Genomic DNA, 25,327 nt, shown 5'->3' on the forward strand with positions numbered 1-25,327 from the left:
GGAGAATCTTCATGAAAGCACTACTGGAACTGTCCAACGTGGGGATGAAGTTCGACACGCCGAAAGGTCAATTCGAAGCCCTCAAGGATGTAAACCTGAAAATCGAGTCTGGTGAATTTGTCTCGTTGATCGGTCACTCCGGTTGCGGTAAATCCACTGTTCTCAACATCGTCGCCGGTCTTCTGCAGGCCACCGATGGCGGCGTGATTCTGGACAAGCAGGAAGTCACGGAACCCGGTCCCGAGCGGGCGGTGGTATTCCAGAATCATTCACTGCTCCCCTGGTTAAGCGCCTTCGAAAATGTGGAGTTGGCGGTCAAGCAAGTCTTCAAGAAGACCAAGAGCAAAGCCGAGATTCGAGACTGGGTGGAACACAACCTGGAACTGGTGCATATGGCCCATGCCATGCACAAGAAGCCGGATGAAATTTCCGGTGGCATGAAACAGCGGGTGGGGATTGCCCGTGCACTGGCCATGCAACCACAAGTCCTGTTGATGGACGAACCGTTTGGTGCTCTTGACGCACTGACGCGGGCGCACCTTCAGGATTCCCTCATGGAAATCCATGCCCAGTTGGGTACCACTGTGATCATGATTACCCACGATGTGGATGAGGCGGTGTTGTTGTCCGATCGTATTGTGATGATGACCAATGGCCCTTCCGCCACCATCGGAGAAATCCTGGACGTCAAGCTGCCGCGGCCCCGAGACCGTCTTGCGTTGGCGGATGATCCCACTTTCGTGCGTTGTCGCCAGCAAGTGCTGCAGTTCCTGTATGAAAAGCAGCGCAAGGTGGAGCCGATGCCGAAACGCAATAGCGCCAACACAGAAAGGGTGCGTAAACGCGCCTGAGTTTCCGCTTAACGAATACGACTGCCATTGCACTGAACGGTGGCGGTAACAGGAAAGGTATGTCCGCACGTTGCGGAAAATCTGAAAAGTTTTACTGGGAAGTTAACTTGCTGAGGAAGAAAAACATGAAACACTCTGCCATTGCTGCCGGCGTTTTGCTGTCCACCATGGGGTTTTCAGGTACTGCACATGCTGAAGATGATGCACTGATTACCGCACTGAAAGACGGCACACCTATGGTGAATATGCGTCTGCGTTATGAAGAGGTTGATATTGAGGGGGTGGAAGACAAGGGTCAGGCGTTAACCCTTCGTACCCGACTCGGTTATCAGAGTGCCAAACTTCACGGTTTCGATGTGATGGGGGAATTTGAGGATACCCGCATCGTTGGCCAAGTTGATAATTATACACCGGAACAGGCGGGTTACCCGGTGATTGCGGATCCAGAAGTGACTGAACTGAATCGGGCAGCCATTCGCTATACCGGTAGTGATGCACTGGAAGGGCTCGTCGCGACTTATGGTCGTCAACGGATCATTTACGATAATGCCCGTTTTGTGGGCAACGTGGGCTGGCGCCAGGATGAGCAGACCTTTGACGGTACCAAACTGGATTACGGTGTTGGTGATTTCAAGTTATCTGCCGCCTACCTTACACAAGTGAACGGGATCACTCCGGGCTTTGACGCCAATGTCACCAATAACCTCTTCAATGCCAGCTGGACGGGGGCGCCCGGTGGTTCCCTGACGGCCTACGGCTATCTGCTGGAAACCGACAACGTCCCCGATTCTGACAACGATACCTGGGGCCTGCGTTACGCCGGTGCCTTCGATCTCGATGCCTTCAAGTTGCTGTTGACCCTGGAAGGTGCCCAGCAAGAGGTAGAAGCGGGCGATACCGAGTACTACTTCGCAGAACTGGGTGCCGAAATGGCAGGCGTGACCGTGAAGTTGGCACAGGAAGTGCTGGGTTCTGATGACGGGGTCGTAGCTTTCCAGACACCACTGGCAACCAAGCACGCGTTTAACGGCTGGGCGGACCTGTTTCTGGCAACCCCGGCAGACGGTCTCGAAGATACCTTTGTGACCGTGGGTGGCAAGCTGGCAGGTTTCAAGCTGGCGGCCATTTACCACGATTTCAAGTCTAACGAAGGCAGCACCGATTACGGCACAGAAATGGATCTGCTGGTCGCACGTCCGATCGGCAAGCACTACACAGTAGGTCTGAAGTATGCCGATTACAGTGCCGATGATTTTGGTGCGGATACCAGCAAGTACTGGGCCTGGGGTGAGTTGAAGTTTTAAGACGTCGTTCACGACATCTTAACCCCGACCCTCCCGATTTGACCCTCAGGAAAGGAGGAGAAAGGTGGAGGCTAGACGATATCAACCGCAACCCCAGGTGCCAGAATCAGAGGTGCAAGCGCCGCTGATTATCGTCGGGAACGGCCCGGCAGGTATTCAATGTCTGGTAGAGCTGCGTCGCCGAGGACAGACCACCCCGGTGAAGTTGTTCGGAGCCGAGCCCTGGGCACCTTATGATCGCGTCAAGCTGTCCACCTTCCTTTCCGGGTCAACCGGGTTTGATGACCTGACCAATTTACCGGCAGAACTGGATGACTCCGTGGAGCATCTGGTTGGCCGGTCTGTTACCGGAATCAATCCTTCCCGTCGCTGGGTAGAAGATGCCCTTGGACAGCGCCATCCCTACAGCAAACTTGTGCTGGCGCTGGGTAGCGACGCTCATATTCCTTCCATCCCGGGTACCGACTTGTCCGGGGTACTACGTTTTCGCGATATGGCCGATGCCCAGGCATTGATGGCCCGTCGCCTGCGCAGCACGCATACCGTGGTCATTGGTGGCGGGTTGCTTGGCATTGAAGCCGCTCACGGGCTGTGCCGGTTTGGCACCCGGGTCACCCTGATTCAGCACGCCGACCGGTTGATGAATCGCCAGCTCGACAGCGAAGCGGCCAGCCTGGTGGCTGGCAGTCTGAGTGAGTCCGGGGTGGATGTACGTCTGCAAACCAGCGTGCGTCGTATCGAAGGCAGCCAGCGGGTTGAATCTGTTGTCCTTGCTGATGGCACCGTGCTGCTTTGCGACACGGTGGTGTTTGCCACCGGCATTGCCCCGCGAACGGCGCTGGCGCGAAAGGCGGGTTTGACCGTGGCCAGTGGGATCCGGGTCAACGCCAGTATGCAGACATCCAACCCGGATATTTATGCCGTTGGAGAGTGTGCACAGTTTCAGGAACAAGTGTGTGGTCTGGTGATGCCGGCGTTGCAACAGGCTCGGGTGGCCGCAGCCAACCTGGCTGGCAGCCAGGACAGTTATACCCCGGTGGCTGACAGCACCTGGCTGAAAGTGATGGCGTTGGAAGTTTTCAGCGCCGGTCGCTTTATCGATGAAGAACGCGGTCTGGTGCACCAGACACTGGTTTACCGTCAGGTGGAAAAAGGGCTGTATCGGGCGCTGATGTTGCGTACCCATCGGCTGGTTGGCGTGGTGTCGGTGGGCCCCTGGCCCGAGCGCCAGCAGATTCTCAACCGGATTGCCGATGGGCGTCGCCTGCTTCCCTGGGAGATATGGCGTTTTCGCTTGTCTGGCACGCTTGCCGGTGGTCCTGCTCCGGTTGGGCAATGGCCTGCATCCACGGTGGTATGCCAGTGCCGCGGGCTGAACAGGGGACAACTGCAAACCTTCATGGGGGAAGGTTGCGACACCTTCACCTTGAAACAGCGAAGTGGGGCGGGAACCGTCTGTGGTGGCTGCGAACCGCTGCTGGACAGCCTCTGCCAAGGCGGTATGGCACGAGCGCGCAGTGTCCCCGGTGGCACAGCGCTTGCGATCCTGTCAGCAATGGCTGCGCTGCTGTTGGCGCTGGCATTCTGGTTGCCATCCCCTGGGCTATCGTCGTCGGTGCAATCACAAAGCCTGTTCGAACAGTTTTCCCGCAACGGGGAATGGCGTCAGTGGAGTGGTTATGGAGTGCTTGGCGCTTCGCTCTTGCTGTTGCTGATGTCATTAAAAAAACGGTTTCCCAAGGTGCCCATGGGCGGTTTTAGTGGCTGGCGAATTGCGCATGCCGCCATCGGGTCCCTGGCACTGGCTCTGCTCTATTGGCACACCGGTTTCTCGCTCGGGGAAAACCTCAATCGCTGGTTAATGCTGAGTTTTATCGGTGTCGCTATTGCCGGTATTGGCGCGGCTTTGTTAACCCGGTTTCAGGCGGCCCTCCCCGGGCTGGATGGATTACGCCAGGGCAGCACCTGGCTGCACATTCTGGTGTGCTGGCCATTACCGGTGCTGCTGATCTTTCACATTGTCTCGGCGTATTACTTCTAGGAGGGGCAACCGTGGGGATTCGCAAGCGCACAGTGGGGGTATGGGGAATCTGGTTGCTGGCGTCATTGGCCCTGGCAGGGTGGCTGGGGCTGCCCTTGCTAAAAAAGGACACGCCAAAGACCGCCTTTATTCCCGGTGCCATGACCCACGGCCACCACCAGATTGAATTGCAGTGTGGGGCTTGTCATGGCGATGGGTTCAATAGCCAGGAGGTACTGCAAGACGCCTGCGTTAATTGCCACGGCGACGAGCTGAAGGCCGCCCAGGATGCTCACCCGAAATCGAAATTTACCGACCCGCGTAACGCTGACCGGTTGGCGAATGTGGATGCCCGATTCTGTGTCTCCTGTCATGTAGAGCATCGCCCGGAACTGGATGTGGGAATGGGCGTCACCCTGCCCATGGACATGTGCGTGCACTGTCATGAAGACATCGCCAGTGAGCGGCCAAGTCATGAAGGCATGGGGTTTGATACCTGTGCCAGTGCTGGCTGCCACAACTTTCATGACAACCGCGCGCTGTATGAAGATTTCCTGCTTGCCCACGCGGGGGAGCCCTGGCTCAAACCCGAGCCGGTCCAGCCACCGCGACATGGTTGGCGTCATGACATGGACGACGCTGAACTGGTGGCGTTATTGCGTGGTGACGGGCCGCCGCCGGCCAGCGTGAAAGAACCGGAACATTGGGATGGTAATGCCCATGCCGAGGCCGGCGTGGCCTGTACCGCTTGCCATGGCAGTGCGGAGCAATGGGTTGATACGCCCGAACCATTGCAATGTGCCCGGTGCCACGAGCCTGAAGTGGAAGGGTTCACCCGCGGGCGTCATGGCATGCGGTTGGGAATGGCGCTGTCGCCCATGACGCCCGCACAGTCGGTGCTCAACATGCATGTGGAAGCGAGTCACCGTGAGCTGACCTGTGTGAGCTGCCATGGTGCCCATGACTTTGATACGCAAAAGGCAGCGGTGGATGCCTGCGTCGGTTGCCATAACGATGAGCATAGCAATGAGTACCTTCGCTCTCCGCATCACGACCTGTGGAAACGGGAAAAACGCGGCGAGCTGCCGCCGGGGAGCGGAGTCACCTGCGCCACCTGTCACATGCCCCGCGAGGCGCACAACGGGGATGTTCGGGTTCAGCATAACCAGAGCCTGAACCTGCGTCCGGTAGAAAAAATGATTCGTCCGGTGTGCCTGACCTGCCATGGGCTGGAATTCTCCATTGATGCCCTGGCGGACCCGCACCTGCTGGAAAACAACTTCCGTGGCAAGCCCGATATCCATGTGCCGTCAGTGGACATGGCCAGGGAGCGCGATGAGTCCCGGGACGGAAAGAAGGGGCTTTATTGAGCCATTACGGAAACAGATTTCAAACCTGAGGAGGTACTACCCATGCAAGCCATGCAAGACGTTGTAAAGCACAAAGTCTCCATCCTGATGGCCACAGCCCTGTCGGCCCTGTTACTCAGCGGTTGCGGCGAAGAAGAAGCCAAACCCGCGGGAGGAATTGATCCCAAGGTCTATACCGATTCGTTGTTTGCGGTCATGAATGCCGATCGTACCAACTACACCAAACTGATCATCGCCCGTCTGGGTCCCCAGGGGGCCGACAGCATCAAACCCCATGAATACTGGGAAGATCTGGATAACGGTGCTCCCTTGCCTGCGCAAATGTTCCGTTACGGCGCAGAAGCGGTTAGCGAAACAAGCAGCGATTTTTCCTATTCCCTGCAGTCTTTGTGGCCGATTAATAGCCAGAACGCGCCGAAAACCGAGCTGGAAAAAGAGGGGCTGCAATTCATCGTCGATAACCCGGGGGAAAACTTCTACGGCACAGAAACTCTGGGGGAAGTGAGTTATTACACCGCGGTGTACCCGGATGTGGCGGTAGCCGCCCCCTGTGTCGCTTGCCACAACAATCACAAGGATTCTCCCAAAACGGATTTCGAGATGGGAGACGTCATGGGTGGGGTGGTCATTCGAGTGCCCATGTAATGGGCGGGATGCGCACTTTCGGTTCGTAACGATTCATCGAATAACCGCTGCCACCGGCAGCAAGGGAGAAACGCATGACCCCAGAACAGATTGCACGGGTGCAAGACAGCTGGACCCAGGTGGAGGCCATTTCTGATCAGGCCGCCGCGCTGTTTTACGACCGTTTGTTTACCCAGGACCCGGCCCTCAAGCCCCTGTTCAAGGGCAATATGGAGGAGCAGGGGAAAAAGCTGATGACCATGATCGGGGTTGCGGTGAAGGGGCTGGACCGACTCGACACCATTGTCCCTGCCGTCCAGAAACTGGGCGAGCGGCACAAGGATTACGGGGTGAAACCGGCAGATTACACCACGGTGGCACAGGCCTTGCTTTGGACTCTGGGACAGGGATTGGGCGACGCCTTTGACGAGGATACCGAGGCCGCCTGGACGGCAGCCTACACGTTGCTGGCAACCACCATGATTGAGGCAGCGGAGTATTGATCCGCGGGGCCGCAAGTGCCGTTTTGGCACTGCAAAGCGCACCATTTCGGTGCGTTTTGTCGGTCCTTTATTGGTGAGAATTTAATCCTTAAGTAAAACAACAGGTTAGTGGATCAATGACTGGCACAACCGTTGCAAAACACTCCGGTACAACTTTGCGTCCGGACACCGTAGAGGCTATGGCTTTGAAAATCATGCTGGTGGATGACCAGCCACCCCGCGCCGCCATTCTTGAGCGGGCCCTCATTGATGAGGGTCACGAGATTCTGTGTCGGCTTACCAGCGCGGCCGGGTTGGCGGAAAAGGTAAGCAGCAGCAATCCGGATGTGGTCATCGTCGACATGGATGCCCCCGACCGTGACACTCTGGAAAGTATGGCGTTGGTGCAGCGGGATATGCCTCGCCCCATGGTGATGTTCTGCAACCAGGATGATGAAGATCTGGTCGTGGCGGCGCTGCGTGCCGGCGTCAGTGCCTATGTGGCAGGAGAAACGGATCTTACCCGGGTACGGGGCGTCATGCGTGTCGCCACCGCTCGCTTCCGCGAGTATCAGGCCCTGCGTGAAGAGCTGGAACAGACCCGCGAAGCGCTGGCAGAACGCAAGATTATTGAACGGGCCAAAGGGTTGCTGATGCAGCGCCGCCGGCTCAATGAACAGGATGCCTATAGCACCTTGCGGCGTCAGGCCATGAATACCGGGCAACCTCTGGTTCAGGTCGCGCGCTCGGTGCTGGATTACGCTGAATTGTTGAAGGCCCAAGGTTAGGTTGGGACGGTTTTCTCGTGATCTTTGGTGACGTTCCATTCGCGGTCTAAGCGCCGCTTCCATAATGACAGGAGACAGCATGCGACGAGTGAATCCGCTGATGAAATCGCGAAGTCTGGTGTCGGCACCGGCAAGACCCCTGGAGTCTTCCCGGCCTAGAAGCCAGGCGGCGGTGCAGCGTCGTCAGTCGGGAGATGCCCGTCGTGCCATCCTTACGGAGATCGCTTGATGAAAATCCGCATTGGCTACATGCCGTTGACCGATAGCCTGCCGCTGGCAGTGGCCCAGGAAGCGGGTTACTTCAGTGCGGAAGGGCTGGATGTGGAGCTTCAGCCAGAATGGAGCTGGGCAAGTCTGCGGGACCGGCTATTGGTGGGCCAACTGGATGCCGCACCGATGCTCGCGCCCATGTTGATGGCCACCACGCTCGGTCTGGGCAGTATCAAGAAACCGTTGGCCACAGCATTTTCCATGGGCCTGAACGGCAACGGTATTACCGTTTCCCCCATGCTGTTCCAGGGGTTGTGTGCCTTGTCTGAAGGGCCGACGCCTAACGACATGGCCAATGCCATGAACAAGCTTGTGGCCGCTCGGGCGTCCAGCGGAGAATCGCCGCTGACTCTGGCGGTCGTGTTCCCGTTCTCCTGCCATGCCTATCAGCTTCGCCACTGGCTTAGCGTGGCCGGGTTGGACCCGGACCATGATGTCAAACTGGTGGTGCTGCCACCGTCGCAGATGGTGGACCATCTGCGTATGGGGCACATTGACGGTTTCTGCGTGGGGGAACCCTGGAACAGCCTGGCGGCCCTGACTGGGGCAGGGCATTGCCTGTTGTCCGGCTACCAGATCTGGGAAAACGCTCCGGAAAAAGTGCTGGCGGTATCTCGTGACTGGGTAGCACGCCATCCGGATGAACACAGGGCGCTGCTGCGAGCCCTGTACAAGGCGGCCTGCCATGCGGATGAAAACCTGGTCGATAGCTTGTCACTGCTGGCTCATCCTGCCTGGCTGGATGTGCCGGAAGAAATCATTCGGGCCCCGTTCAGTCAACGCCTGCCAGGCGGTCTGACCGGTCAGCCGTTCCCGGCGCACCATTTTCATGTGTTCGCCGGGTTCCACGCCAATTTCCCCTGGCGTTCCGATGCCCGTTTCCTGCTTCAAGAAATGCAGCGCTGGCGTCAGTGTTCGTTGGAAGAAAAACAGACTTTTGCTGCCCAGTGCTACCGCACGGACCTGTTCCGTGATGCACTGGCGGATCTCACCAGCCTGCCGCTGATGGACAGCAAACCCGATGAACGCCACGCCGGCCACTGGCAACTGCCTGGAGAGCCCAAGCCTGTGCAGCTGGGCCCGGATCGTCTGTTGCGAACCATCGAAGAGCAGCCGGAGGGCTGACGGCTGCGAATACCTTGGCGTAGGAGCGACCCTGCGGGCGTTCCTTCGCTTCGCTCGGTGGCGGCGCGATAAGCGCTTGCGATATAACGCATTTGCATCACAGCGTTCACAGAGGTTAAAACCGTCTTTCCCTCAGTGGCCTCTGTGATATCTGTGGTCAATATCGCTTTTAAAGGGCTGGGTTATCGCGCCGCCAGCGACGCTCCTACGGCACGGGTTGGTGTCATTCGAAACTCGTTTCTAGTCTGTCTTTGTCAGAGTGCAGGTCCCACTATCACCTGCAAGCGTCATCGTGATCTCAACAAGGCATGCTCCTCAAACGAGAAAACTCACCCCCACGCCCAGCAACAACAGGGCGAACAAACGTTTCAACAGCCGTGGCGATAACCGGTGTGCGAGACGCGCGCCAAACCGGGCGAAGAACATGCTGGTCAACGCGACCCCCACCATGGCAGGAAGGTACACGTACCCCAGGCTCCACTCGGGCAGTTGTGGCTGACGCCAGCCAATCAGCATGAAACTCAAGGCACTGGCGGCGGCGATGGGTAACCCGCACGCTGACGAGGTGGCCACTGCCTGCTGCATGGGCAGGCTTCGCCAGGTAAGGAAAGGGACATTCAGGGTGCCACCGCCGATGCCAAAGATTGCGGAGGCCCAGCCGATTACCCCGCCAGCGGTCGTCAGGCCCAGCTTGCCTGGCACCGCACGGCTGGCACTGGGTTTCAGATCCAGCGCCATTTGAATAGCGATGACGATGGCGAACACACCAATAATCTTTTGTAGCATCGGCCCCTGAATTGACGCGGCGGTTAGCGAACCCAGCCCGGCACCCAGCAGGATGCCCACGGTCATCCAGGCAACAATAGACCATTGCACCGCGCCCTTGCGGTGGTGCTCCATCACCGAGTTGATGGATGTGAAAACGATGGTCGCCAACGATGTGCCCACCGCCAGATGGGTCAAGACTTGCGGGTCGATGCCCTGAGCGGTAAAGCTCAAGACCAGTACCGGCACGATGATGATGCCGCCGCCGACCCCAAACAGACCGGCCAATACCCCGGCCGCAGCCCCCAAAACCAGATAAAGCAAAAATTCCATACTCAACCCTTGGAAGAAATCTGTGTAAAGCCACATCGGTGGCAATGTAATAACGGAAAAAAGAAGCGGGGGAGGGCTCTCAGGTGCGAATAGCCGCGTCCAGATTGCAATATTGCCCTTTGAAATACAGCAGCGGCTGTGTGTCGCGCGTTTGCTGCAGGCTCAGTGCCCGCACTTCACCAATCACGATCAAGTGATCGCCGGCTTCGTGCTCGGCGTGAATGACGCAGTCCAGCCAGTGCAGGCTGCCACCAATCACAGGGTTGCCCAGGGGGGAACGAGTCCAGTCGATGGCTTGCCACTTGTCCGCGCCCTGTTGGGCAAAGCGGTTGGAGACCGCCACTTGCTCATCGGAAAGAATGTTCACCGCAAAGCGGCCCGCCCGACGGATCTTGGGGTAGCTGAAAGAGTCACGCTTCACACTGAAGGACACCAGCGGCGGGGTGGTCGATACGCTGTAGAACGACTGGCAGGTAAAGCCGATGGGCTCATCATCAATGTGTGACGTAATGACGGTGAGCCCGGAGGCGAAATGGCCGAGCGCCTGGCGAAAATGCAGTGGGTCGATGGCCGGTGTGGTGAGTGACATAGTCATTCCAGAATAGAAGTAACGCAGATGAGTGAATCAGGCGGGCTGTCCTGACAATGCAGAACCCCCGCTCTTGCCGACGGTATTCAGGCCAGCTCGTTGCGGACGATCTCTGCCCCTGCACTCAGTGCTCGCAGTTTTCCCCGGGCCACGTGGCGGGGCAGGGGGGCCATGCCGCAGTTGGTGCATGGGTACAGTTTGTCGGCATCCACGAATTGCAGTGCTCGGCGCAAGGTGCTGGCCACTTCTTCCGGGCTTTCTATGGTGTGGCTCGCCACATCAATCGCGCCTACCATCACTTTCTTGCCGCGAATCAGCTCAATCAGGTCCATGGGTACATGGGAGTTGTGGCACTCCAGGGACACCATATCGATGGTTGAGGCTTTTAGCTTGGGGAAGGCTTCTTCATATTGCCGCCACTCGGAACCCAGCGTTTTTTTCCAGTCGTTATTGGCTTTGATGCCGTAGCCATAACAAATATGCACGGCGGTTTCACACTTGAGCCCTTCAATGGCTCTTTCCAGTGTGGCCACGCCCCAGTCATTGACCTCATCAAAAAACACATTAAAGGCCGGTTCGTCGAACTGGATGATATCGACGCCAGCTGCCTCCAGCTCTCTGGCTTCCTGATTAAGGATCCTGGCGAACTCCCATGCCAGTTTCTCCCGGCTTTTGTAATGGGCATCGTAAAGTGTATCGATCATGGTCATGGGGCCGGGCAGCGCCCACTTGATCGGCTGCCGGGTTTGTTCACGCAGAAAGCGGGCATCCTCAACAAATACCGGTTTCTGACGACTCACCGCCCCGACCACCGTTGGGACACTGGCATCGTAACGGTCACGAATCTTCACCGTCTCGCGCTTTTCGAAATCGACTCCGTCCAAATGTTCGATAAAGGTGGTAACGAAGTGTTGGCGGGTTTGTTCACCATCGCTGACGATGTCGATGCCGGCCAGCTGCTGCTCATGCAAGCTCAGGCGCAGGGCGTCCTGTTTGCCTTCAGCGAGCGTCTCGCCCTGCAACTTCCAGGGGGACCAGAGCGTTTCGGGCTCGGCCAGCCAGCTGGGCTTGGGCAGACTGCCCGCGGTGGATGTGGGTAACAATCGTTTCATTATCTGTGCTGCCTTTTAAGCGCCGAAATTCGCAGACCATTGATTCAGCACCGCCCGGTAAGGCTCAATCAGATGCTGCTCAGCGAACTTGCCTTGTTTGATGGCCAATTGGCTGCGTTCTTCCCGGTCGTAATGGATGCGGGTCAGTGAGTAATCCGAGTGCTTGAGGCTGGGCTGGTAGCGGTTGCCGGCCTCGGAATTGGCGTTGTAAATCTCGGGTCGATAGATTCTCTGGAACGTCTCCATGGTGCTGATGGTGCTGATCAGCTCCAGGTTGGTGTAATCGTTCACCAGGTCGCCAAAGAAGAAAAAGGCCAGCGGCGCTACGCTGTGAGGGGGCATGAAATAGCGCACGCTCAATCCCATTTTCTTGAAGTAACTCTCGGTCAATGATGATTCATTGGGCAGGTATTCGAACCCCAGCACGGGATGGTGATTCTCGGTGCGGGTGTACACCTTGTTATCCGATACGCTGATACAGATCACGGGCAGTTTGCTGAAGTTTTCCCGGTACGCGCTTGAGTGAACAAAGTGCTGGAACAGCTTGCCGTGTAGATCACCAAAGTTCTCAGGGATGCTGAAACGGGGCTGGTTCTTGTTATGGTTTTGCAGGGCGATGCTGAAGTCATAATCCCGCACGTAGGAGGAGAAGTTGTTCCCGACAATTCCCTCAATGTGCTTGTTGGTATGCCGGTCAACGATGGTGGTTTTCAGGATTTCGATGGTCGGGAAAGTGTCGCCATTGCCTTCAATATCGATATCTACCGACACAATGTCATGCTGCACGGCGTAGCGATCGCCATTGGGGTTGTCCCAGTGTGCCAGCGCATTAAACCGGTTGTTGATCATCGTCAGGGTGTCGCGCAGGTTCTCCTTGCGCCGCTCACCCCGCGCCAGGTTGGCAAAGTTGGTGGTGATGCGCGTGCTGTCGGATGGGCGGTAATCCTCATCGAAACAAATGCGCTTGATGCTGAAAGTCAGTTCGTTGCTCATGGTGACAGGGTGTCCGCGTCAGTATTGGGCATGGCTTGCACCGCAGGGTGGGTACCGCAATGCAACCTTATTGGCGGCCATTATGCGCAAGTCTGAACTTGAGGTTAATTGGTATTATTTCAACACTTCATGAGATATTCTCATTTTTGTGTTGTCCCCCTGCCACGGGTGGCCCGGCTGTCAGGGTGCGTACTCTGGGTGGGTGCGAGGCTTGGGGTGCTGTTACGAGAGAGTGTGTAGCAGGGCTCACGATGGTGTAGGCCCCGTCCCACAATGGACATTATTGGAGGATCTGATGCTGGAACTACGACATCTTGCCACCCTGCGAGCGATTGATGAGGCCGGCTCGATGGTGGACGCGGCCGATCGACTGCATGTCACCCAGTCTGCCTTATCGCATCAGCTGAAAGATCTGGAACATCGGTTGGGCATGGAACTGGTCGTGCGGCGCTCCCGCCCGGTGCGGTTTACCACCGCGGGGCTGCGATTGCTGACGCTGGCGCAGGACGTGCTTCCCAGGGTGCAGCAGGCCGAACGGGAGTTGAAGCGGCTAGCCGAGGGGCAGTCGGGCCGGCTGCATATCGCGATTGATTGCCACTCCTGTTTTCAGTGGCTTATGCCGGCACTGGATGCCTTTCGTGAACACTGGCCGGACGTGGAACTGGACCTGTCGGCGGCCTTCAGTTTTGCGCCATTACCGGCGCTGTTGCGCGGCGATCTGGATATGGCGATCACCTCGGATCCGGTGGAGGATGCCGCGGTACAGTTCCTGCCGCTGTTTCGCTACGAGCTGGTGCTGGCGGTATCGGGGCGCTCGCCGTTGGCGAGCCGCAAATGGATCGAACCGACCGATATCAGTGACCAGACCCTGATCACCTATCCCGTCGAGCGCGAGCGGCTGGATGTGTTCACTGTGTTTCTTGACCCCGCCGGTGCCGAGCCCGCGGCGGTACGCACTGCTGAACTGACGCCCATGACCGCGCAGTTGGTGGCAGCAGGCCGCGGCGTGGCGGCGCTTCCTAATTGGGCGCTGACCGAATACACCACCCATGATTTGCTGAAAACCGTGCGCCTGGGAGAGAACGGCGTGTGGCGGACCCTGTATGCGGCGGTGCGTCTCGAGGATGCCCAGCGTCCCTACATTCAGGAGTTTCAGGAGACGGCGCGGGAGGTGTGTTTCAAGACGTTGAGTGGGGTGAAGGCGGTTAAGGGCAGTTAACAGTTAACAGTGAATAGTTAACAGCGAAAAACCAGGGCTGCTGTGGTGCTTGTCTGCAAGCGATGATGAGATTTGGCGTTGAGACTAACGCGTTTCGAAAGGCACAACTTTGCCGTAGGAGCGACGCTCCTACGGCAAGGTGGTGCGATGGCTGGCTGCTGGGAGGTTATGAAAAAATCTTAACCCCGACGATGCCGGCCACAATCATCAGCAGGCAGGCGAGCTTGCCGGCGGATACCGAATCCTGAAAGAAAACGATGCCCAGCAGCACCGTGCCGAAGGCACCGATGCCGCTCCAGACGGCATAGGCGGTGCCGGCGGGGAGGGTGCGCATGGCCTGAGCCAGCAGCCAGAAGCTCAGGGCGGCGGCGATCAGGGTGAGAACAGTGGGTAGCGGACGGGTAAAACCGTGGCTGGCCTTGAGTCCCAGCGCCCAGCCAATTTCCAGTAATCCCGCGAAGAAAATGTAAGCCCATGCCATGAGGTAACTCCTGCATGGGGCCGTCCCCGGGTGGTGCCGTGTGATCGAGGTCGTCCTCGGGCGTGAATGTTGTTCAGGAATATAGTGTGAGTGGCGAAAATTTCAAGGTGTGGGGGCCCGCAAATGCGTTGGGCGGACGGACGGTATGCCTTACTCACTGGAGAGGGTGCGGTTTTATTCCGGGCACCATTTATTCCGGGTACCAGGTATCGATAAGGGATTGCATTGCTTCCTCGTTGTGGCAGCGATCTGTCTCTATCCACGGTTCGTCGATGCCGTTGTCGTCCTGCCATTGGGCCAGTGCCATCAAATACCCATAGGCCGGGCAGTCCGGTAGAGAGGAAGGCTGTTCCGTGAACAGTGGCAGCTGCAGGTGGCTGGGTTGCCGCGACAGCGGAGGGATCAGCGTGCGGGTACCGATTTCTGCATATGCATAATCGGGATGCCGGATCTGCCATGTCTGGGTACGCATGGCACTGGCGGCCATGATCAGGTGCAGCCCGACATGGCTTTGCTCTTCGATCACAAAATAGCCGTCTTTATCCGTGGTGGCTGACAGATCAGGGTTATCTGCGTTGGTGATAACGGCACCGGCAACCGGGGTGCCGGTGACCCCATCGACAAGGGTGCCGTCCACCGGTTGGACATCCCACTGACGTTTGATGGTGGGCAGGCAGCCGCTGGTCATTAGGCTGCTGAAGAGCAGGGCCAGTGCCAGCCAGTGGTATTTTCTCATGTTCGGTCCGTTATGTTGTGTGTGCCTTGCCGAAAACAGGGAGATAACGCTCTCACCATTTTTTATAGGGCAGCGTACTCAGGGCGCTGTTGTAGTAGCGTGTTTCGCCAGTGACATCGTCCCCGAGCCACTCGGGTTTGTCGAAAGGGGTGTCTTCGCTGGGCAGTTCGATTTCTGCCACGACCAGGCCTGTGTTGTCGCCGTGAAAAACGTCTATTTCCCAGCACAAGTCGCCCTGGGGCAGGCGGTAGCGGGTCTTGTCGATGACGCCGGCGCCGCACAGCTCATCCAGCATCTGGCGGGCGTCGTCGACGGGAATGGGGTACTCGAATTCGCTGCGGGTAGCGCCAGTGGTCTTGCCCTTGATGGTCAACCAGGCGCTTGCCCCGGCGATGCGCACGCGCACCGTGGCGTGTTTGTCGTGACTGAGATACCCCTGGGTCAGACGTTCCCCTTCAAGCGTTTGGGTAACGGCGGTGTTGCTGACGAGAAACTTGCGTTCAATTTCCTGGCCCATTATCGATTCCCAGCTGGTCGAAGGTCACATCCAACCCCAGTGCGTTGAAGCCTTCAATAATGTCATCGGGCAGATAGAAGGCGGGGTCGTCCATAAAGAAGTAGTGTGACACACCGATGCCGTAGCGGTAATCGCCAGGCAGGTTTTTCAGCTGGGGGGCCAGGCGTTGCAGTTTGAGCAGCAGCTTTTCGAAGTGGTCCCGATGGCTTGCTCGCTCGTCCAGCTGGCTGGAGAGGATCCAGCGGTTTTCCCGCCGCTGAGCGTCCGGGAAGGCGTCGCTGTAGGTGTCGCCTTCGCGCCAGTAGTCATCGGCGCCTTGTCCCAGCAGCACGTCGAGCCGGGCTGGGTCGTGGTCGAAACCGACAATGGCAAAATAGACGTGGTGTTCCATCATTCGCTGCCGTCCGGCGCCGCTGTTTCAGGGCGTAGCTGGCGGTTACGCTGAAGTTCTTCGACCGGGAACCCTTTCTCTTGGGCGACCTGTACCAGCGCCTGATACTGGTCTTCGGGTAGTTCTGACTGGCGCGCCAGAATCCACAGGTATTCCCGGCTGGGTTCGCCGATCACCACGGTCTGGTAATCCTTGTCCAGGGCAATAATCCAGTAGTTGCCTTCGGTGATGGTGGGGATCAGTCGGGATACCCAGTTATCGAATCGCACCTTCAATTTGGCATTGTCAGAGCCAGGTACCACCCGGGCAGTGCCTTCCGCTTCACTGGTTTGTTCGCCCTCCCGCTGACAGCGGTTGATAACCTTCACGGTGCCGTCGTCGTTGAGACTGTAGGTGGCGGTGGAATCGTAGCAGCCACGCTGGAACCATTGGGGCAGGCGGGCAATCTCGTACCAGGTTCCGGCATAGCGCTGCAAATCCACCTTGTTGACGGTGGCCAGAGGTTTCTCGTGGCCGCCGCAGGCGCTGAGCAGCAAGGTGGCAATAAGCGGGAGCAGGGCTGCGACAGGGTGTTTCATTCCAGTCTCCAGAAATCAGGTGTTCTCAGAATGCGGGGTGTGGCCGTTGGTATCAAGCCCACACAAAGTGGCCGTGATATACTCCGGCGCTGATTCAGGGAGCCCGATTTTGTCCGACGCCGATACTCGACTGACACTGGAACAATTGCACTGCGAACGTGATGATCGCGTGCTGTTTCGTGGTCTCAGCCTGACCGCCCGGGCCGGTGAAATCTGGCAGATTACCGGTGCCAATGGCGCAGGGAAAACCACCCTGTTGCGGATTCTGGTTGGCCTGCATGGCTTTTACGACGGTGGGCGTCACTGGTGGCAGCCGGACTGGCAGCGTGAGTTGTTATATCTGGGCCACCAACCGGGGGTTCGTGAAGAGCTGTCCCCCCTGGAGAACCTCGATTACGCCTGTGCCCTGAATGCCCAGGGCGGCGATGCCATGGCGGGCCTGAAAGCCGTTGGTTTGCAGGGGTTTGAAGACGTTCCTGCAGCGCACTTGTCTGCCGGGCAAAAGCGGCGCATTGCGCTGGCCCGGTTGTGGTTGGCGCCCAAGGCTGTGTGGGTGCTGGATGAGCCCTACACTGCCATTGACCAGGACGGTGTTGCGCAACTGGATGCCCGGATCCAGCAGGCGTCAGAGGCGGGCACCCTGGTGATCTACACATCACACCATCAGGTCGGTGAGGGCGTCCGTCGTCTGCATCTGGGCAAAGGCCGCGCCGAGGTGCTCTCATGAGTGCCTTCGGAGCGGCCCTGAAGCGGGAATTACTGGTGCTGTGGCGCAGTCCGGCGGAGATGATCAACCCGTTGTTCTTCTTTGTCATGGTGATCAGCCTGTTTCCACTGGCTATCTCACCCAAGCCCGAGGTGCTGGCGGTGATTGCCCCCGGTGTACTTTGGGTGGCGGCGTTGCTGGCGGTGATGTTGTCGCTGGATGGTCTGTTCCGTCGCGACCAAGAAAGCGGTGTGCTGGAACTGTTGCTCACCGCGCCGGTGATGGCCGTGGTGCCGGTGACAGCCAAGCTGCTCGCGCACTGGTTGCTGACCGGCCTGCCGCTGGTGCTGGTATCGCCGGTGCTGGCACACATGCTGCAACTACCCAATGCGGTGCTGGGCACGGTGATGCTCAGCCTGCTGCTGGGTACGCCGGCACTGACCATTATTGGCGCCATCGGGGCAGCCCTGACAGTGGGGTTGAATCGAGGCGGGATACTGCTGGCGGTACTGGTGCTGCCGCTGTACATTCCGGTGCTGATTTTCGGTGCCGGGGTCATCCGTGCGGCCGCGGAAGGTGGCGCGGTCAATGGCATTCTGGCCACTCTGGGTGCCTTGCTGGCGCTGACGGCCAGCCTGGGTCCTCTGGCCGTGTCGGCCGGTCTCAAAATCAGTTCGGGTAACTAAATGGTTTGGCAAACAATCAAGCGCTGGTACCACATGCTGGGATCCCCGCGCTATTTCTATACTTTCAGCTCCTCGGTGTTGCCGTGGCTCACGCCGATCGCACTGGTGACCTTGCTTGCTGGTCTGGTGTGGGGGTTGGGCTTTGCCCCCAGTGACTACCAGCAGGGCAATAGCTATCGCATTATTTTCATCCATGTGCCGGCATCCAGTGGTGCGTTGATGGGCTACATGGCGCTGGGCGTGGCCGGTCTGGTGGCGGTAGTCTGGCGCATGAAGATGGCGGAAGTGATGCTCAAGGCCATTGCCCCGTTTGGTGCGGCGCTGGCCGCTATTTCACTGGTCACCGGCGCGCTGTGGGGCAAACCCACCTGGGGCACCTATTGGCAGTGGGATGCGCGCATGACCTCCATGCTGATCCTGCTGTTCATGTATGTCGGCGTGATTGCCCTGCAGAATGTGATCCGCGACCCGCGGCAGGCCGCCCGGGCGGCGGGCTTGCTGGCCATGGTGGGGGTGATCAACGTGATCATCGTAAAGTATTCCGTGGAGTGGGTGCAGACCCTGCATCAGGGATCAACGCTCAAGCTGTTTGGCGAATCCACCATTAACCCGGCCATGAAGTACCCGCTGCTGATCAGCATGCTGGGCCTGTGGCTGTTGTATGCCGTGAATGTGTTGATGCGTGCCCGCACCGAGGTGATGTGGCGCGAGCGACGAAGCAAATGGGTGGCCAAACTGGTGACCCGGCCGGAGAAAGGAGAGCAATGATGGCATTTGAATCCTTTGCCGATTTCCTGGCCATGGGTAAACACGGTTTTTATGTCTGGAGCGCTTACGGAATCAGTGCGTTCCTGATTATTGCCAGCATGGTGCTGGCACTTCGCGGACAGGGACAGGTGCGCCAAACCCTGGCACGGCAGCAGCGCCGCGCCGAACTGGATGCCGAGGTAAATGATGAATCCCGTACGTAAACAACGCCTGCTTCTGGTCCTGGCCGTGCTGGTTGGACTGGCCATTGCGGTGGGCCTGATGTTTTACGCCCTGCGTCAGAACATCAACCTGTTCTACACGCCCCAGCAGGTCGCCTCTGGCGAAGCGCCCCTGAATACCCAGATGCGAGTGGGCGGGCTGGTGGAAGCCGGGTCTGTCGTGCGCAATGAAGAGACCCTGGACGTGAGTTTTGACATCACCGATGGCAAGGGCAGCTTCACGGTGCACTACCAGGGCATCCTCCCCGACCTGTTCCGTGAGGGTCAGGGCATCGTCGCCAACGGCACCTTGATCAGCCGTGAACGCTTTGAGGCCGAAGAAGTCCTGGCCAAACATGACGAAACCTACATGCCCCCGGAAGTGCAGGATGCGTTGGAGAAGGCGGGGCATCCGGGGGCGCAGAAAGCAGTGAATAGTGAATAGTTAACAGTGAACAGTTCGCGGTCGGGGTTGTTCTGGCTGCGATGTGGGAGGCCGCGCCGGGGAATAGGTGCGGCCTTTTGCGTTCAGGGAGCTGAATCGGCCACGGGTTTGATCTCCGCCTAATGCTGCGCTCTGTGCCCTTAAAACCATGGCCAGAGTATGGTCGCGGCGTCATGCTTTCAGGCTGGCTCTTGGCTATTCCGCAACGCTGTTAACTTTCCCTTGCAAGCCCCCTCCCAAAAGTCCTAAATTCGCGGCTATCGGCGCCCTGTCGCGGCGCCCCTTTTGTCAGGGCTTTTCATGAGTCAGGTCATCATTCTGGTCGACGATCCCGCGGACTGGGCAGCGTATTATCCGGCTCGTCATCTGTTGTCTGCCAAGGAGTATCTGCAGGCGCAGCAGCCGGTGTGTACCGACAAGAAAGTGCAGGTCATCAACCTGTGCCGCAGCTACAAGTATTTGAGCCCAGGTTACTACTGCTCGTTGCTGGCAGAAGCCCGTGGTCAGCGGGTGATGCCGTCGGTGCGCACCGTGAATGACCTGAGCCGCAAGGCGCTGTACGGGCTGCATTTTGAACAGTTCGAGACGGCGCTCGACAAGGCCATGAAGCGCAAGGGCGGTGGTTCGGACCATTTCAGCCTGCTGCTGTTCTTTGGCCAGACCGATCAGGAAGGCCTGGGGGAACTGGGCCGGCAGATTTTTGACCAGCTTCCTTGCCCGCTATTGAAAGTGGAATTCCGGCGCCGCGAAAACTGGGCCATCGAAGCACTGAAACCGCTGACACTGAAACAGCTTAAAGGCGAGCAGGAAGACCGTTTTGCCCAGGCGCTGGAGCAGTTTAACGAGCGGGTCTGGCGCAGCCCCCGTCGCCGTCGCAGCGACCGTTATGAACTGGCCCTGCTGGTCAACGACCAGGAAGCCCTGCCGCCCAGCAACAAGACGGCCCTGAAACGCTTCGTGAAAGCCGGCCGGCAGTTGGGCATCCGCGTGGATCTGATCGGCCGTGACGCCTACACCCGGCTGGGCGAATACGATGGATTGTTTATCCGTGAGACCACGGCGCTGGATCACCACACCTACCAGTTTGCCCGCAAGGCCGAACAGGAAGGCATGGTGGTGATTGATGACCCCGGCTCGATTCTCCGCTGTACCAACAAGATTTATCTGGCCGAGCTGATGCAGGCAAACAATGTGCCGGTGCCGCCGACGGCGTTTATTTTCAGCGATGATGATGAGCAGGTAGATCGGCTGATCGATGAGTTGAATCTGCCCATGGTGCTGAAAATTCCCGATGGCAGCTTCTCCCGTGGCATCTCCAAGGTGGCGACCCGCGAAGAGCTGGTAAAGGCGCTGGCACAGTACCTGAAACAGTCATCGGTGGTGCTGGCGCAGGCCTTTATGTATACCGACTATGATTGGCGCATTGGTGTGCTCAACAATCGCCCGTTGTTCGCCTGTCAGTATTTCATGAGCAAGGGGCACTGGCAGATTTATCACCACCAGAGCAGTGGAAAGACGACCTCGGGTAACAGCCGAACCCTGCCCGTACAGGAAGTCCCGGCCAAGGTGCTGAAAACCGCCCTGAAAGCCGCTCGCCTGATGGGTAATGGCCTGTATGGCGTGGACCTGAAACAGTCCGGTGACGAGGTGGTGGTCATTGAAGTCAACGATAACCCCAACATCGATGCCGGGGTGGAAGATGCTTGGCTGGGCGAAGACCTTTATCGCCAGGTCATGCTTGAATTCCTGCGTCGCCTGGAAGCCAAACGCCTCGGCCTGTCGGTGTAACTCGCTCCCAGCAGTGAGCGGTGCTTGTTTGGAAAGCAAAACCCAACATGGTTCCAGGGTTTTTAGAAGAACGGAAACCCTTTCCAGATCGTTGGGTTGGCGCCAATAAATAACCTGTGCAAGACACGGCCGGCATGGCGATCCTCGCGTCAGCAAGGCAAGGATCCTCAAACACTGTTCGAATGAGACAAGAGAGAGGGCCTGCAAGGCTGGTGCTCCGGCGGAGATCTGTCTTCTTCTTGCACTCCTGTTCGGCCTTGGTGTCGAGGCTTTCTAGCGCAAAGCGGATTGCGGGAAGCGTCTCTCTATTGAACACCCAACCAAACACCCCGTAACACCCCTCCATTGCGTTTCCCTTTGTGCTGCGGTCTTATCGAAAAAAAGACACAGGACTGATTCATGCAACTGCTTGGATTATTGCGCCGGGAGCTTCGCAGTGAATGTCGCCAATGGGTGGATGACGGGGACATCAGTGCGGAGCAGGGCGAGCGGATATTGGCGCGCTACGGCACCAGTCTGGAGGATGTCAGCGATGGCTCGCTGGCCTACAAGGTACTGGTGGGCGTGGCGCTGTTGTTTGCCGGTATGGCCATGATGCTGCTGGTGTCGGCCAACTGGGAGGAAATTCCCCGCGCGGTGCGCATGCTGGGCCTGGTGGCGACAACCCTGGTGCTGAACGGTATCGGGGTGCGGCACTTCCTGCGTGATGGCAGCGGCATTGGCTGGCTGTTTGTCGGGAGTATCAGTTACGGGGCGTCGATCATGCTGATCGCGCAGATTTACCATTTGGGAGAGCACTTCCCGGATGGTCTGTTGGTGTGGGCGCTGGGTGTGGCGCCCATGGCGCTCTTGACCCGCAGCCGTGTGATTGCCCTGTTGATGCTGGCACTGGCCTTGTTCTGGTTGATGGCCGAGGGCCAGTTCAGCCCACCTTGGGCCATGGTGCTGTTCCTGGGGTGCAGTGTTGCGGTGGCTCGGATGGCATGTTCTGCGGGGCTGATGATCGTTACCGTGGCGGCGGCGGTGACCTGGCTGAATGTCTTGTTGGGCTGGGCCTACGGTTACCCCTGGCGACCGGATATCGAGGCCGGCCATCTGACCCTGAACATGGGACTGTTGGCGCTGATCTTCATGGCCGGGCACCGGCTCTCGGCCACGACCTCGGTGTACCTGCGCCGTACCGCCACGCTGTTGTCATTGTGGGCGCTGCGGGGTTATCTACTCTTGTTGCTGCCGTTTACCTTCACCGAGTTCTGTGACGGGTACCTGAAAGAGTTGGAGACCATAATGGATCCGGGGTTGTGGATGGGCTTGCTGGCAGCCATCCCGGCGGCCTGGCTGGCCCTGCGTAACCGTTCGGCTCACCCGTTATCCCGTGGGTTGGTGATGGGGCTGCCACTGGTCATGGTGCTGTTGCATGGAGGAATCAGCGAGTCCATGGCTGTCCCGGTGACGGTGCTGGTCAATCTGCTGGTGCTGGGCTCGGCCATCGTGCTGGTGCAGCAGGGGTTGCTCAAGGGGCTCAGCCAGTATTTCTACAGCGGGGTGGCGCTGCTGTTGGTGCTGGGGATGATGCGCTACGTGGATCTGGTGGGTGATTACGTGGGGGGCTCGGTGTTGTTCCTGCTGGCGGCCGGCATTCTGTTCCTGGCCGCCCACTACTGGCGAGATCGACAGGGAGGGGCGGGCCATGAATAACCGGCAGCGCAAATTCGCCTTTGTGGCGGCTATCCTGTTCCAGCTGGTGGTCATGGCCGGTGTCTGGGTGAACGGCTTTTATCCCCTGTGGCTGGGTGAGGAGGTGCGACTGAAAACGCGCCCGGTGGATCCCCGCGATCTGTTCCGCGGTAATTACGCCCGCTTGCATTACGACTTCGACACCATAGAGCCAGGAGCCTCCGCTGACTTTCGCCCCGGTGATGTGGTGTATGTCCCGCTGGTTCGCCACGGTGACCTCTGGGACCCGCAACCGGCTCAGGCGAGTCGGCCGGAAAGCGGGGTGTTTCTGCGCGGGCGGGTCACCAGCCGTCCCTGGCGCAGCGGCAGCCGTGTCACCTTCGGCATCGAAGCCCTGTTCGCTCCGAAGGAAAAAGCCCTGGCTTTGGAAAAGCAACTCCGCCATGCTGCTGTTGCGGTGGTAAGGGTAGCGCCAAATGGGCGCGCCGCCCTGGTTTCCGTGAACAGTGAATAGTTAGTAGTGTCGCGGATGGGGCTTTCTGCTCCAAAACGCATGAGGCCGCGCCCAGAGAATGGGCGCGGCCTCATGCGTTCAGGAACCTGCCGCGCTGAACGCGCGCTGTTCACTCTTCACTGTTAACTGTTCACTGACTTCCCAGCACCTTGTGAATAAACCCAGACTCTTTCTCAATGGTTTGGGCGAAAGGTGCCAGCGCGTGCATGCGCTCGGTGTGGGCGGCCAGGTTGGGGTAGGTGTTGGCATCAATCTGTTCGCCACCGTGCTTGAAGTTGACCATCTGGCTGGCCAGGGCGATATCGGCGACGGTCAGGCTGTTGCCCACCAGGTAGTCACGTCCCTCCAGTTCCTTGTCCAGATAGGCGAACAGCGGGGGGATAGTGGTGCTCAGGGCGTGCTGGACCTTGTCCTCGTCGCACTCTTTGCCCATCAGCCGCATCACCACCCGGTTTCGGAACACCGCGAAGGTGCAGCGCATGGCCAGGTCGTAATCCACAAAGCGTTCAAACCAGATCACCCGTCCACGTTCCATGGCATCGCTGGGGTAGAGTGCGGGTTCTGGTTGGGTGGTTTCCAGCCAGGTACAGATGGCGGCGGAATCGGCCAGGTACTGGCCATCAATCTCCAGCGCCGGAATACGTTTCATGGGGCTAATCTTTTCGTAGCCTTCCGGGATGTTGGCAGGGTCCACATGGACGGCTTCGTACTCGATGCCTTTCAGTGCCAGGGCAACGCGGGTTTTACGGACAAAGGGCGACAGAGCGGCCCCGTACAACTTGATGGACATGCATTTCTCCCGATAAATGAGCGTTTTTTCAGCAAGTTGACGAAAGATTCGTCGTTATAGCGCGCCATTATCAGAGCAGCGTGACTTTTTCGGGTCAATGGTGAGGAAGGACAAAATTTTTCCTTGACGAAGGGGCACCAGATACCTATTCTACGCGCCGCTTTGACGCACCACGTCAAGCCCGGGTCCCCTTCGTCTAGTGGCCCAGGACACCGCCCTTTCACGGCGGTAACAGGGGTTCGACTCCCCTAGGGGACGCCACTAATTCGCTAGTGATTAGCTGGCAGCAAGTTAAGCGGGAATAGCTCAGTTGGTAGAGCACGACCTTGCCAAGGTCGGGGTCGCGAGTTCGAATCTCGTTTCCCGCTCCAAATAGAAAGGGACCCAATCGGGTCCCTTTTTTTGTGCCGCTACGCGTCCGTCTCTTGTCTGGCCGTTCTCCACCATTGGCATTCTGTCCATAGCTGCCTACACTGATGGCTGACCAGAAGTGATGTGACTATGGCCCGCCTACACCCGCGATTGCTGGAAGCTCTCAACCTGTTGCCCGGGGACAAACCTGTCCACCTGCTCACCCGCCATTCCGTGCGGGAACTGGCCAAGAATGGCTTCGCCGATTACCGCTTGCCGCTGACCCCGGAGGGGGTGGATATGGCGCGTGACTGGGGGAGCAAGCTGAATCGTCCGGTGGATGCCTTCTACTCCAGCCCGGTGGGCCGTTGTGTCAACACGGCCAAGGCCATGGCAGAAGGGGCGAAGAAGGCGGGTTTGCTCAAGGCGCTCCCGGAGATCACCACCGATACCACGCTGGTCGAACCGGGGTGCTACGTGGTTGATATCAACGAAATCGGCCCCACTTTCCTGAAGATGGGGGCGTTCCGCTTTCTTAACCAGCACTTGCAGGAGCCTTTCGACGGCATGCTGTCACCGGCAGAAGGGCGCGCCAAGCTGGCGGCGTACCTGCGCGAGCGGGAGCCACAGGCGGGGCATCTCAACGTGCATGTTACCCACGACACCATTCTGGCCGTGCTGGTGGCCGAGCTACACGGTCGTCGCAAGATTACCGAGGATGACTGGCCCTGGATGATGGAAGGGCTGTGGGTCTGGTTCACGGACAGCCGGATGCACTGGATCTGGCGTGGCGATCACGGCCACAGCGCACTGTAATTTCGTTTCGCTCCCTGTTTCCCTAATTCGCATTGAGG

The 25,327-nt window shown here is 58.5% G+C and carries 29 protein-coding genes and 2 tRNA genes; 21 read left to right on the plus strand and 10 right to left on the minus strand.

The genetic code is table 11. From position 1 onward, the window contains the following. Window positions 1–11 precede the first annotated feature (11 nt). From Q672_RS21260 to Q672_RS21290, 9 genes are all read left to right on the plus strand, one after another. Window positions 12–851: an ABC transporter ATP-binding protein gene (locus Q672_RS21260; protein WP_022984444.1), complete on the plus strand. Its 840-nt coding sequence runs from the start codon at window positions 12–14 to the stop codon at window positions 849–851. Window positions 852–976: 125 nt separating this feature from the next. Next, window positions 977–2,155 carry an alginate export family protein gene (locus Q672_RS21265; protein WP_031226043.1) on the plus strand — a complete coding sequence of 393 codons (1,179 nt, stop codon included), beginning with the start codon at window positions 977–979 and terminating at the stop codon, window positions 2,153–2,155. A gap of 64 nt (window positions 2,156–2,219) precedes the next feature. Next, a complete protein-coding gene (locus Q672_RS33780; protein ID WP_081703602.1) occupies window positions 2,220–4,196 on the plus strand; it encodes an FAD-dependent oxidoreductase in 1,977 nt (658 codons plus the stop codon). 11 nt (window positions 4,197–4,207) lie between these two features. Next, a complete protein-coding gene (locus Q672_RS21270) occupies window positions 4,208–5,545 on the plus strand; it encodes a cytochrome c3 family protein (RefSeq protein ID WP_022984447.1) in 1,338 nt (445 codons plus the stop codon). 42 nt (window positions 5,546–5,587) lie between these two features. Then, on the plus strand, window positions 5,588–6,190 hold the full coding sequence (locus Q672_RS21275) for a Tll0287-like domain-containing protein (RefSeq protein ID WP_022984448.1): 603 nt from the start codon (window positions 5,588–5,590) through the stop codon (window positions 6,188–6,190). 74 nt (window positions 6,191–6,264) lie between these two features. Continuing rightward, window positions 6,265–6,672, plus strand: a complete 408-nt coding sequence (locus tag Q672_RS21280) for a globin family protein (RefSeq protein WP_022984449.1) — start codon at window positions 6,265–6,267, stop codon at window positions 6,670–6,672. 179 nt (window positions 6,673–6,851) lie between these two features. After that, window positions 6,852–7,439 carry an ANTAR domain-containing response regulator gene (locus Q672_RS21285; RefSeq protein WP_022984450.1) on the plus strand — a complete coding sequence of 196 codons (588 nt, stop codon included), beginning with the start codon at window positions 6,852–6,854 and terminating at the stop codon, window positions 7,437–7,439. Between the two features lie 79 nt (window positions 7,440–7,518). Further along, entirely contained in the window at window positions 7,519–7,668 is a 150-nt protein-coding gene (locus Q672_RS34205; RefSeq protein WP_158245816.1) for a hypothetical protein, read from the plus strand. Next, the gene (locus Q672_RS21290) at window positions 7,668–8,834 is read left to right on the plus strand and encodes a CmpA/NrtA family ABC transporter substrate-binding protein (protein ID WP_022984451.1); all 1,167 of its coding nucleotides are present in this window, start codon (window positions 7,668–7,670) and stop codon (window positions 8,832–8,834) included. The genes Q672_RS34205 and Q672_RS21290 overlap by 1 nt, the downstream gene beginning before the upstream one ends. 315 nt (window positions 8,835–9,149) lie before the next feature. Here Q672_RS21290 and Q672_RS21295 read toward each other — a convergent pair whose 3' ends face one another. From Q672_RS21295 to Q672_RS21310, 4 genes are all read right to left on the minus strand, one after another. Next, window positions 9,150–9,932, minus strand: a complete 783-nt coding sequence (locus Q672_RS21295) for a sulfite exporter TauE/SafE family protein (RefSeq protein ID WP_022984452.1) — start codon at window positions 9,930–9,932, stop codon at window positions 9,150–9,152. Between the two features lie 79 nt (window positions 9,933–10,011). Beyond that, window positions 10,012–10,521 (minus strand): flavin reductase family protein, encoded by a 510-nt coding sequence (locus tag Q672_RS21300; protein WP_022984453.1) that lies wholly within the window; start codon window positions 10,519–10,521, stop codon window positions 10,012–10,014. Window positions 10,522–10,607: 86 nt separating this feature from the next. Beyond that, complete coding sequence (locus Q672_RS21305) at window positions 10,608–11,633, minus strand: methionine synthase (protein ID WP_022984454.1); 1,026 nt, start codon at window positions 11,631–11,633, stop codon at window positions 10,608–10,610. Between the two features lie 15 nt (window positions 11,634–11,648). After that, a complete protein-coding gene (locus Q672_RS21310) occupies window positions 11,649–12,626 on the minus strand; it encodes a DUF1852 domain-containing protein (protein ID WP_022984455.1) in 978 nt (325 codons plus the stop codon). A 295-nt stretch (window positions 12,627–12,921) separates the two neighbouring features. Between Q672_RS21310 and Q672_RS21315 the strand changes: the two genes are divergently transcribed. Beyond that, a complete protein-coding gene (locus Q672_RS21315) occupies window positions 12,922–13,845 on the plus strand; it encodes a LysR family transcriptional regulator (protein WP_022984456.1) in 924 nt (307 codons plus the stop codon). A 166-nt stretch (window positions 13,846–14,011) separates the two neighbouring features. Here the strand turns inward: Q672_RS21315 and Q672_RS21320 are convergent, their stop codons facing one another. From Q672_RS21320 to Q672_RS21340, 5 genes are all read right to left on the minus strand, one after another. Next, window positions 14,012–14,326, minus strand: a complete 315-nt coding sequence (locus Q672_RS21320) for a DMT family transporter (protein WP_022984457.1) — start codon at window positions 14,324–14,326, stop codon at window positions 14,012–14,014. Window positions 14,327–14,516: 190 nt separating this feature from the next. Next, window positions 14,517–15,062, minus strand: coding sequence for a carboxypeptidase-like regulatory domain-containing protein (locus tag Q672_RS21325; protein WP_022984458.1), 546 nt, complete (start codon window positions 15,060–15,062; stop codon window positions 14,517–14,519). 52 nt (window positions 15,063–15,114) lie between these two features. After that, window positions 15,115–15,579 (minus strand): CYTH domain-containing protein, encoded by a 465-nt coding sequence (locus Q672_RS21330; protein ID WP_022984459.1) that lies wholly within the window; start codon window positions 15,577–15,579, stop codon window positions 15,115–15,117. After that, entirely contained in the window at window positions 15,563–15,973 is a 411-nt protein-coding gene (locus Q672_RS21335) for a DUF4279 domain-containing protein (protein ID WP_031226050.1), read from the minus strand. The genes Q672_RS21330 and Q672_RS21335 overlap by 17 nt, the downstream gene beginning before the upstream one ends. Continuing rightward, on the minus strand, window positions 15,970–16,548 hold the full coding sequence (locus Q672_RS21340) for a lipocalin family protein (protein WP_022984461.1): 579 nt from the start codon (window positions 16,546–16,548) through the stop codon (window positions 15,970–15,972). The genes Q672_RS21335 and Q672_RS21340 overlap by 4 nt, the downstream gene beginning before the upstream one ends. Before the next feature lie 109 nt (window positions 16,549–16,657). Between Q672_RS21340 and ccmA the strand changes: the two genes are divergently transcribed. From ccmA to Q672_RS21380, 8 genes are all read left to right on the plus strand, one after another. Beyond that, window positions 16,658–17,275, plus strand: a complete 618-nt coding sequence (gene ccmA, locus Q672_RS21345; protein ID WP_022984462.1) for a cytochrome c biogenesis heme-transporting ATPase CcmA — start codon at window positions 16,658–16,660, stop codon at window positions 17,273–17,275. Continuing rightward, on the plus strand, window positions 17,272–17,940 hold the full coding sequence (gene ccmB / locus Q672_RS21350) for a heme exporter protein CcmB (protein WP_022984463.1): 669 nt from the start codon (window positions 17,272–17,274) through the stop codon (window positions 17,938–17,940). Before ccmA ends, ccmB begins: the two co-directional genes overlap by 4 nt. Beyond that, window positions 17,941–18,708, plus strand: coding sequence for a heme ABC transporter permease CcmC (ccmC, locus tag Q672_RS21355; protein ID WP_022984464.1), 768 nt, complete (start codon window positions 17,941–17,943; stop codon window positions 18,706–18,708). Beyond that, window positions 18,705–18,911 carry a heme exporter protein CcmD gene (gene ccmD / locus Q672_RS21360; RefSeq protein WP_233552379.1) on the plus strand — a complete coding sequence of 69 codons (207 nt, stop codon included), beginning with the start codon at window positions 18,705–18,707 and terminating at the stop codon, window positions 18,909–18,911. Before ccmC ends, ccmD begins: the two co-directional genes overlap by 4 nt. After that, window positions 18,895–19,353 carry a cytochrome c maturation protein CcmE gene (gene ccmE / locus Q672_RS21365; RefSeq protein WP_035481837.1) on the plus strand — a complete coding sequence of 153 codons (459 nt, stop codon included), beginning with the start codon at window positions 18,895–18,897 and terminating at the stop codon, window positions 19,351–19,353. Before ccmD ends, ccmE begins: the two co-directional genes overlap by 17 nt. A gap of 300 nt (window positions 19,354–19,653) precedes the next feature. After that, window positions 19,654–21,141 carry a RimK family protein gene (locus tag Q672_RS21370; RefSeq protein ID WP_022984467.1) on the plus strand — a complete coding sequence of 496 codons (1,488 nt, stop codon included), beginning with the start codon at window positions 19,654–19,656 and terminating at the stop codon, window positions 21,139–21,141. Window positions 21,142–21,540: 399 nt separating this feature from the next. Then, complete coding sequence (locus Q672_RS21375; protein ID WP_022984468.1) at window positions 21,541–22,839, plus strand: DUF2157 domain-containing protein; 1,299 nt, start codon at window positions 21,541–21,543, stop codon at window positions 22,837–22,839. Further along, complete coding sequence (locus Q672_RS21380) at window positions 22,832–23,332, plus strand: GDYXXLXY domain-containing protein (RefSeq protein ID WP_022984469.1); 501 nt, start codon at window positions 22,832–22,834, stop codon at window positions 23,330–23,332. Before Q672_RS21375 ends, Q672_RS21380 begins: the two co-directional genes overlap by 8 nt. 130 nt (window positions 23,333–23,462) lie before the next feature. Here the strand turns inward: Q672_RS21380 and Q672_RS21385 are convergent, their stop codons facing one another. Continuing rightward, entirely contained in the window at window positions 23,463–24,122 is a 660-nt protein-coding gene (locus tag Q672_RS21385) for a glutathione S-transferase family protein (protein WP_022984470.1), read from the minus strand. A 185-nt stretch (window positions 24,123–24,307) separates the two neighbouring features. Between Q672_RS21385 and Q672_RS21390 the strand changes: the two genes are divergently transcribed. The 3 genes from Q672_RS21390 to Q672_RS21400 all read left to right on the plus strand — a co-directional run bounded on the left by Q672_RS21390 (window position 24,308) and on the right by Q672_RS21400 (window position 25,289). Further along, window positions 24,308–24,383: transfer RNA gene (locus Q672_RS21390), tRNA-Glu, on the plus strand. A 34-nt stretch (window positions 24,384–24,417) separates the two neighbouring features. Then, window positions 24,418–24,493: transfer RNA gene (locus Q672_RS21395), tRNA-Gly, on the plus strand. Window positions 24,494–24,623: 130 nt separating this feature from the next. Continuing rightward, the gene (locus Q672_RS21400; RefSeq protein ID WP_022984471.1) at window positions 24,624–25,289 is read left to right on the plus strand and encodes a histidine phosphatase family protein; all 666 of its coding nucleotides are present in this window, start codon (window positions 24,624–24,626) and stop codon (window positions 25,287–25,289) included. The last annotated feature ends 38 nt before the right edge of the window (window positions 25,290–25,327 follow it).

The organism is Alcanivorax sp. P2S70 (genome assembly GCF_000475295.1).
GTDB classification, from domain to species: Bacteria; Pseudomonadota; Gammaproteobacteria; order Pseudomonadales; family Alcanivoracaceae; genus Alcanivorax; species Alcanivorax profundi.

Bases quoted from the DNA above. Each gene is read 5' to 3' on its own strand.
- Q672_RS21260 (WP_022984444.1), top strand. From the start codon at position 12: ATGAAAGCACTACTGGAACTGTCCAACGTGGGGATGAAGTTCGACACG.
- Q672_RS21265 (WP_031226043.1), top strand. From the start codon at position 977: ATGAAACACTCTGCCATTGCTGCCGGCGTTTTGCTGTCCACCATGGGG.
- Q672_RS21275 (WP_022984448.1), top strand. From the start codon at position 5,588: ATGCAAGCCATGCAAGACGTTGTAAAGCACAAAGTCTCCATCCTGATG.
- Q672_RS21280 (WP_022984449.1), top strand. From the start codon at position 6,265: ATGACCCCAGAACAGATTGCACGGGTGCAAGACAGCTGGACCCAGGTG.
- Q672_RS21285 (WP_022984450.1), top strand. From the start codon at position 6,852: ATGGCTTTGAAAATCATGCTGGTGGATGACCAGCCACCCCGCGCCGCC.
- Q672_RS34205 (WP_158245816.1), top strand. From the start codon at position 7,519: ATGCGACGAGTGAATCCGCTGATGAAATCGCGAAGTCTGGTGTCGGCA.
- Q672_RS21290 (WP_022984451.1), top strand. From the start codon at position 7,668: ATGAAAATCCGCATTGGCTACATGCCGTTGACCGATAGCCTGCCGCTG.
- Q672_RS21295 (WP_022984452.1), bottom strand. From the start codon at position 9,932: ATGGAATTTTTGCTTTATCTGGTTTTGGGGGCTGCGGCCGGGGTATTG.
- Q672_RS21300 (WP_022984453.1), bottom strand. From the start codon at position 10,521: ATGTCACTCACCACACCGGCCATCGACCCACTGCATTTTCGCCAGGCG.
- Q672_RS21305 (WP_022984454.1), bottom strand. From the start codon at position 11,633: ATGAAACGATTGTTACCCACATCCACCGCGGGCAGTCTGCCCAAGCCC.
- Q672_RS21310 (WP_022984455.1), bottom strand. From the start codon at position 12,626: ATGAGCAACGAACTGACTTTCAGCATCAAGCGCATTTGTTTCGATGAG.
- Q672_RS21315 (WP_022984456.1), top strand. From the start codon at position 12,922: ATGCTGGAACTACGACATCTTGCCACCCTGCGAGCGATTGATGAGGCC.
- Q672_RS21320 (WP_022984457.1), bottom strand. From the start codon at position 14,326: ATGGCATGGGCTTACATTTTCTTCGCGGGATTACTGGAAATTGGCTGG.
- Q672_RS21325 (WP_022984458.1), bottom strand. From the start codon at position 15,062: ATGAGAAAATACCACTGGCTGGCACTGGCCCTGCTCTTCAGCAGCCTA.
- Q672_RS21330 (WP_022984459.1), bottom strand. From the start codon at position 15,579: ATGGGCCAGGAAATTGAACGCAAGTTTCTCGTCAGCAACACCGCCGTT.
- Q672_RS21335 (WP_031226050.1), bottom strand. From the start codon at position 15,973: ATGATGGAACACCACGTCTATTTTGCCATTGTCGGTTTCGACCACGAC.
- Q672_RS21340 (WP_022984461.1), bottom strand. From the start codon at position 16,548: ATGAAACACCCTGTCGCAGCCCTGCTCCCGCTTATTGCCACCTTGCTG.
- ccmB (WP_022984463.1), top strand. From the start codon at position 17,272: ATGAGTGCCTTCGGAGCGGCCCTGAAGCGGGAATTACTGGTGCTGTGG.
- ccmC (WP_022984464.1), top strand. From the start codon at position 17,941: ATGGTTTGGCAAACAATCAAGCGCTGGTACCACATGCTGGGATCCCCG.
- ccmD (WP_233552379.1), top strand. From the start codon at position 18,705: ATGATGGCATTTGAATCCTTTGCCGATTTCCTGGCCATGGGTAAACAC.
- ccmE (WP_035481837.1), top strand. From the start codon at position 18,895: ATGAATCCCGTACGTAAACAACGCCTGCTTCTGGTCCTGGCCGTGCTG.
- Q672_RS21370 (WP_022984467.1), top strand. From the start codon at position 19,654: ATGAGTCAGGTCATCATTCTGGTCGACGATCCCGCGGACTGGGCAGCG.
- Q672_RS21375 (WP_022984468.1), top strand. From the start codon at position 21,541: ATGCAACTGCTTGGATTATTGCGCCGGGAGCTTCGCAGTGAATGTCGC.
- Q672_RS21380 (WP_022984469.1), top strand. From the start codon at position 22,832: ATGAATAACCGGCAGCGCAAATTCGCCTTTGTGGCGGCTATCCTGTTC.
- Q672_RS21385 (WP_022984470.1), bottom strand. From the start codon at position 24,122: ATGTCCATCAAGTTGTACGGGGCCGCTCTGTCGCCCTTTGTCCGTAAA.
- Q672_RS21400 (WP_022984471.1), top strand. From the start codon at position 24,624: ATGGCCCGCCTACACCCGCGATTGCTGGAAGCTCTCAACCTGTTGCCC.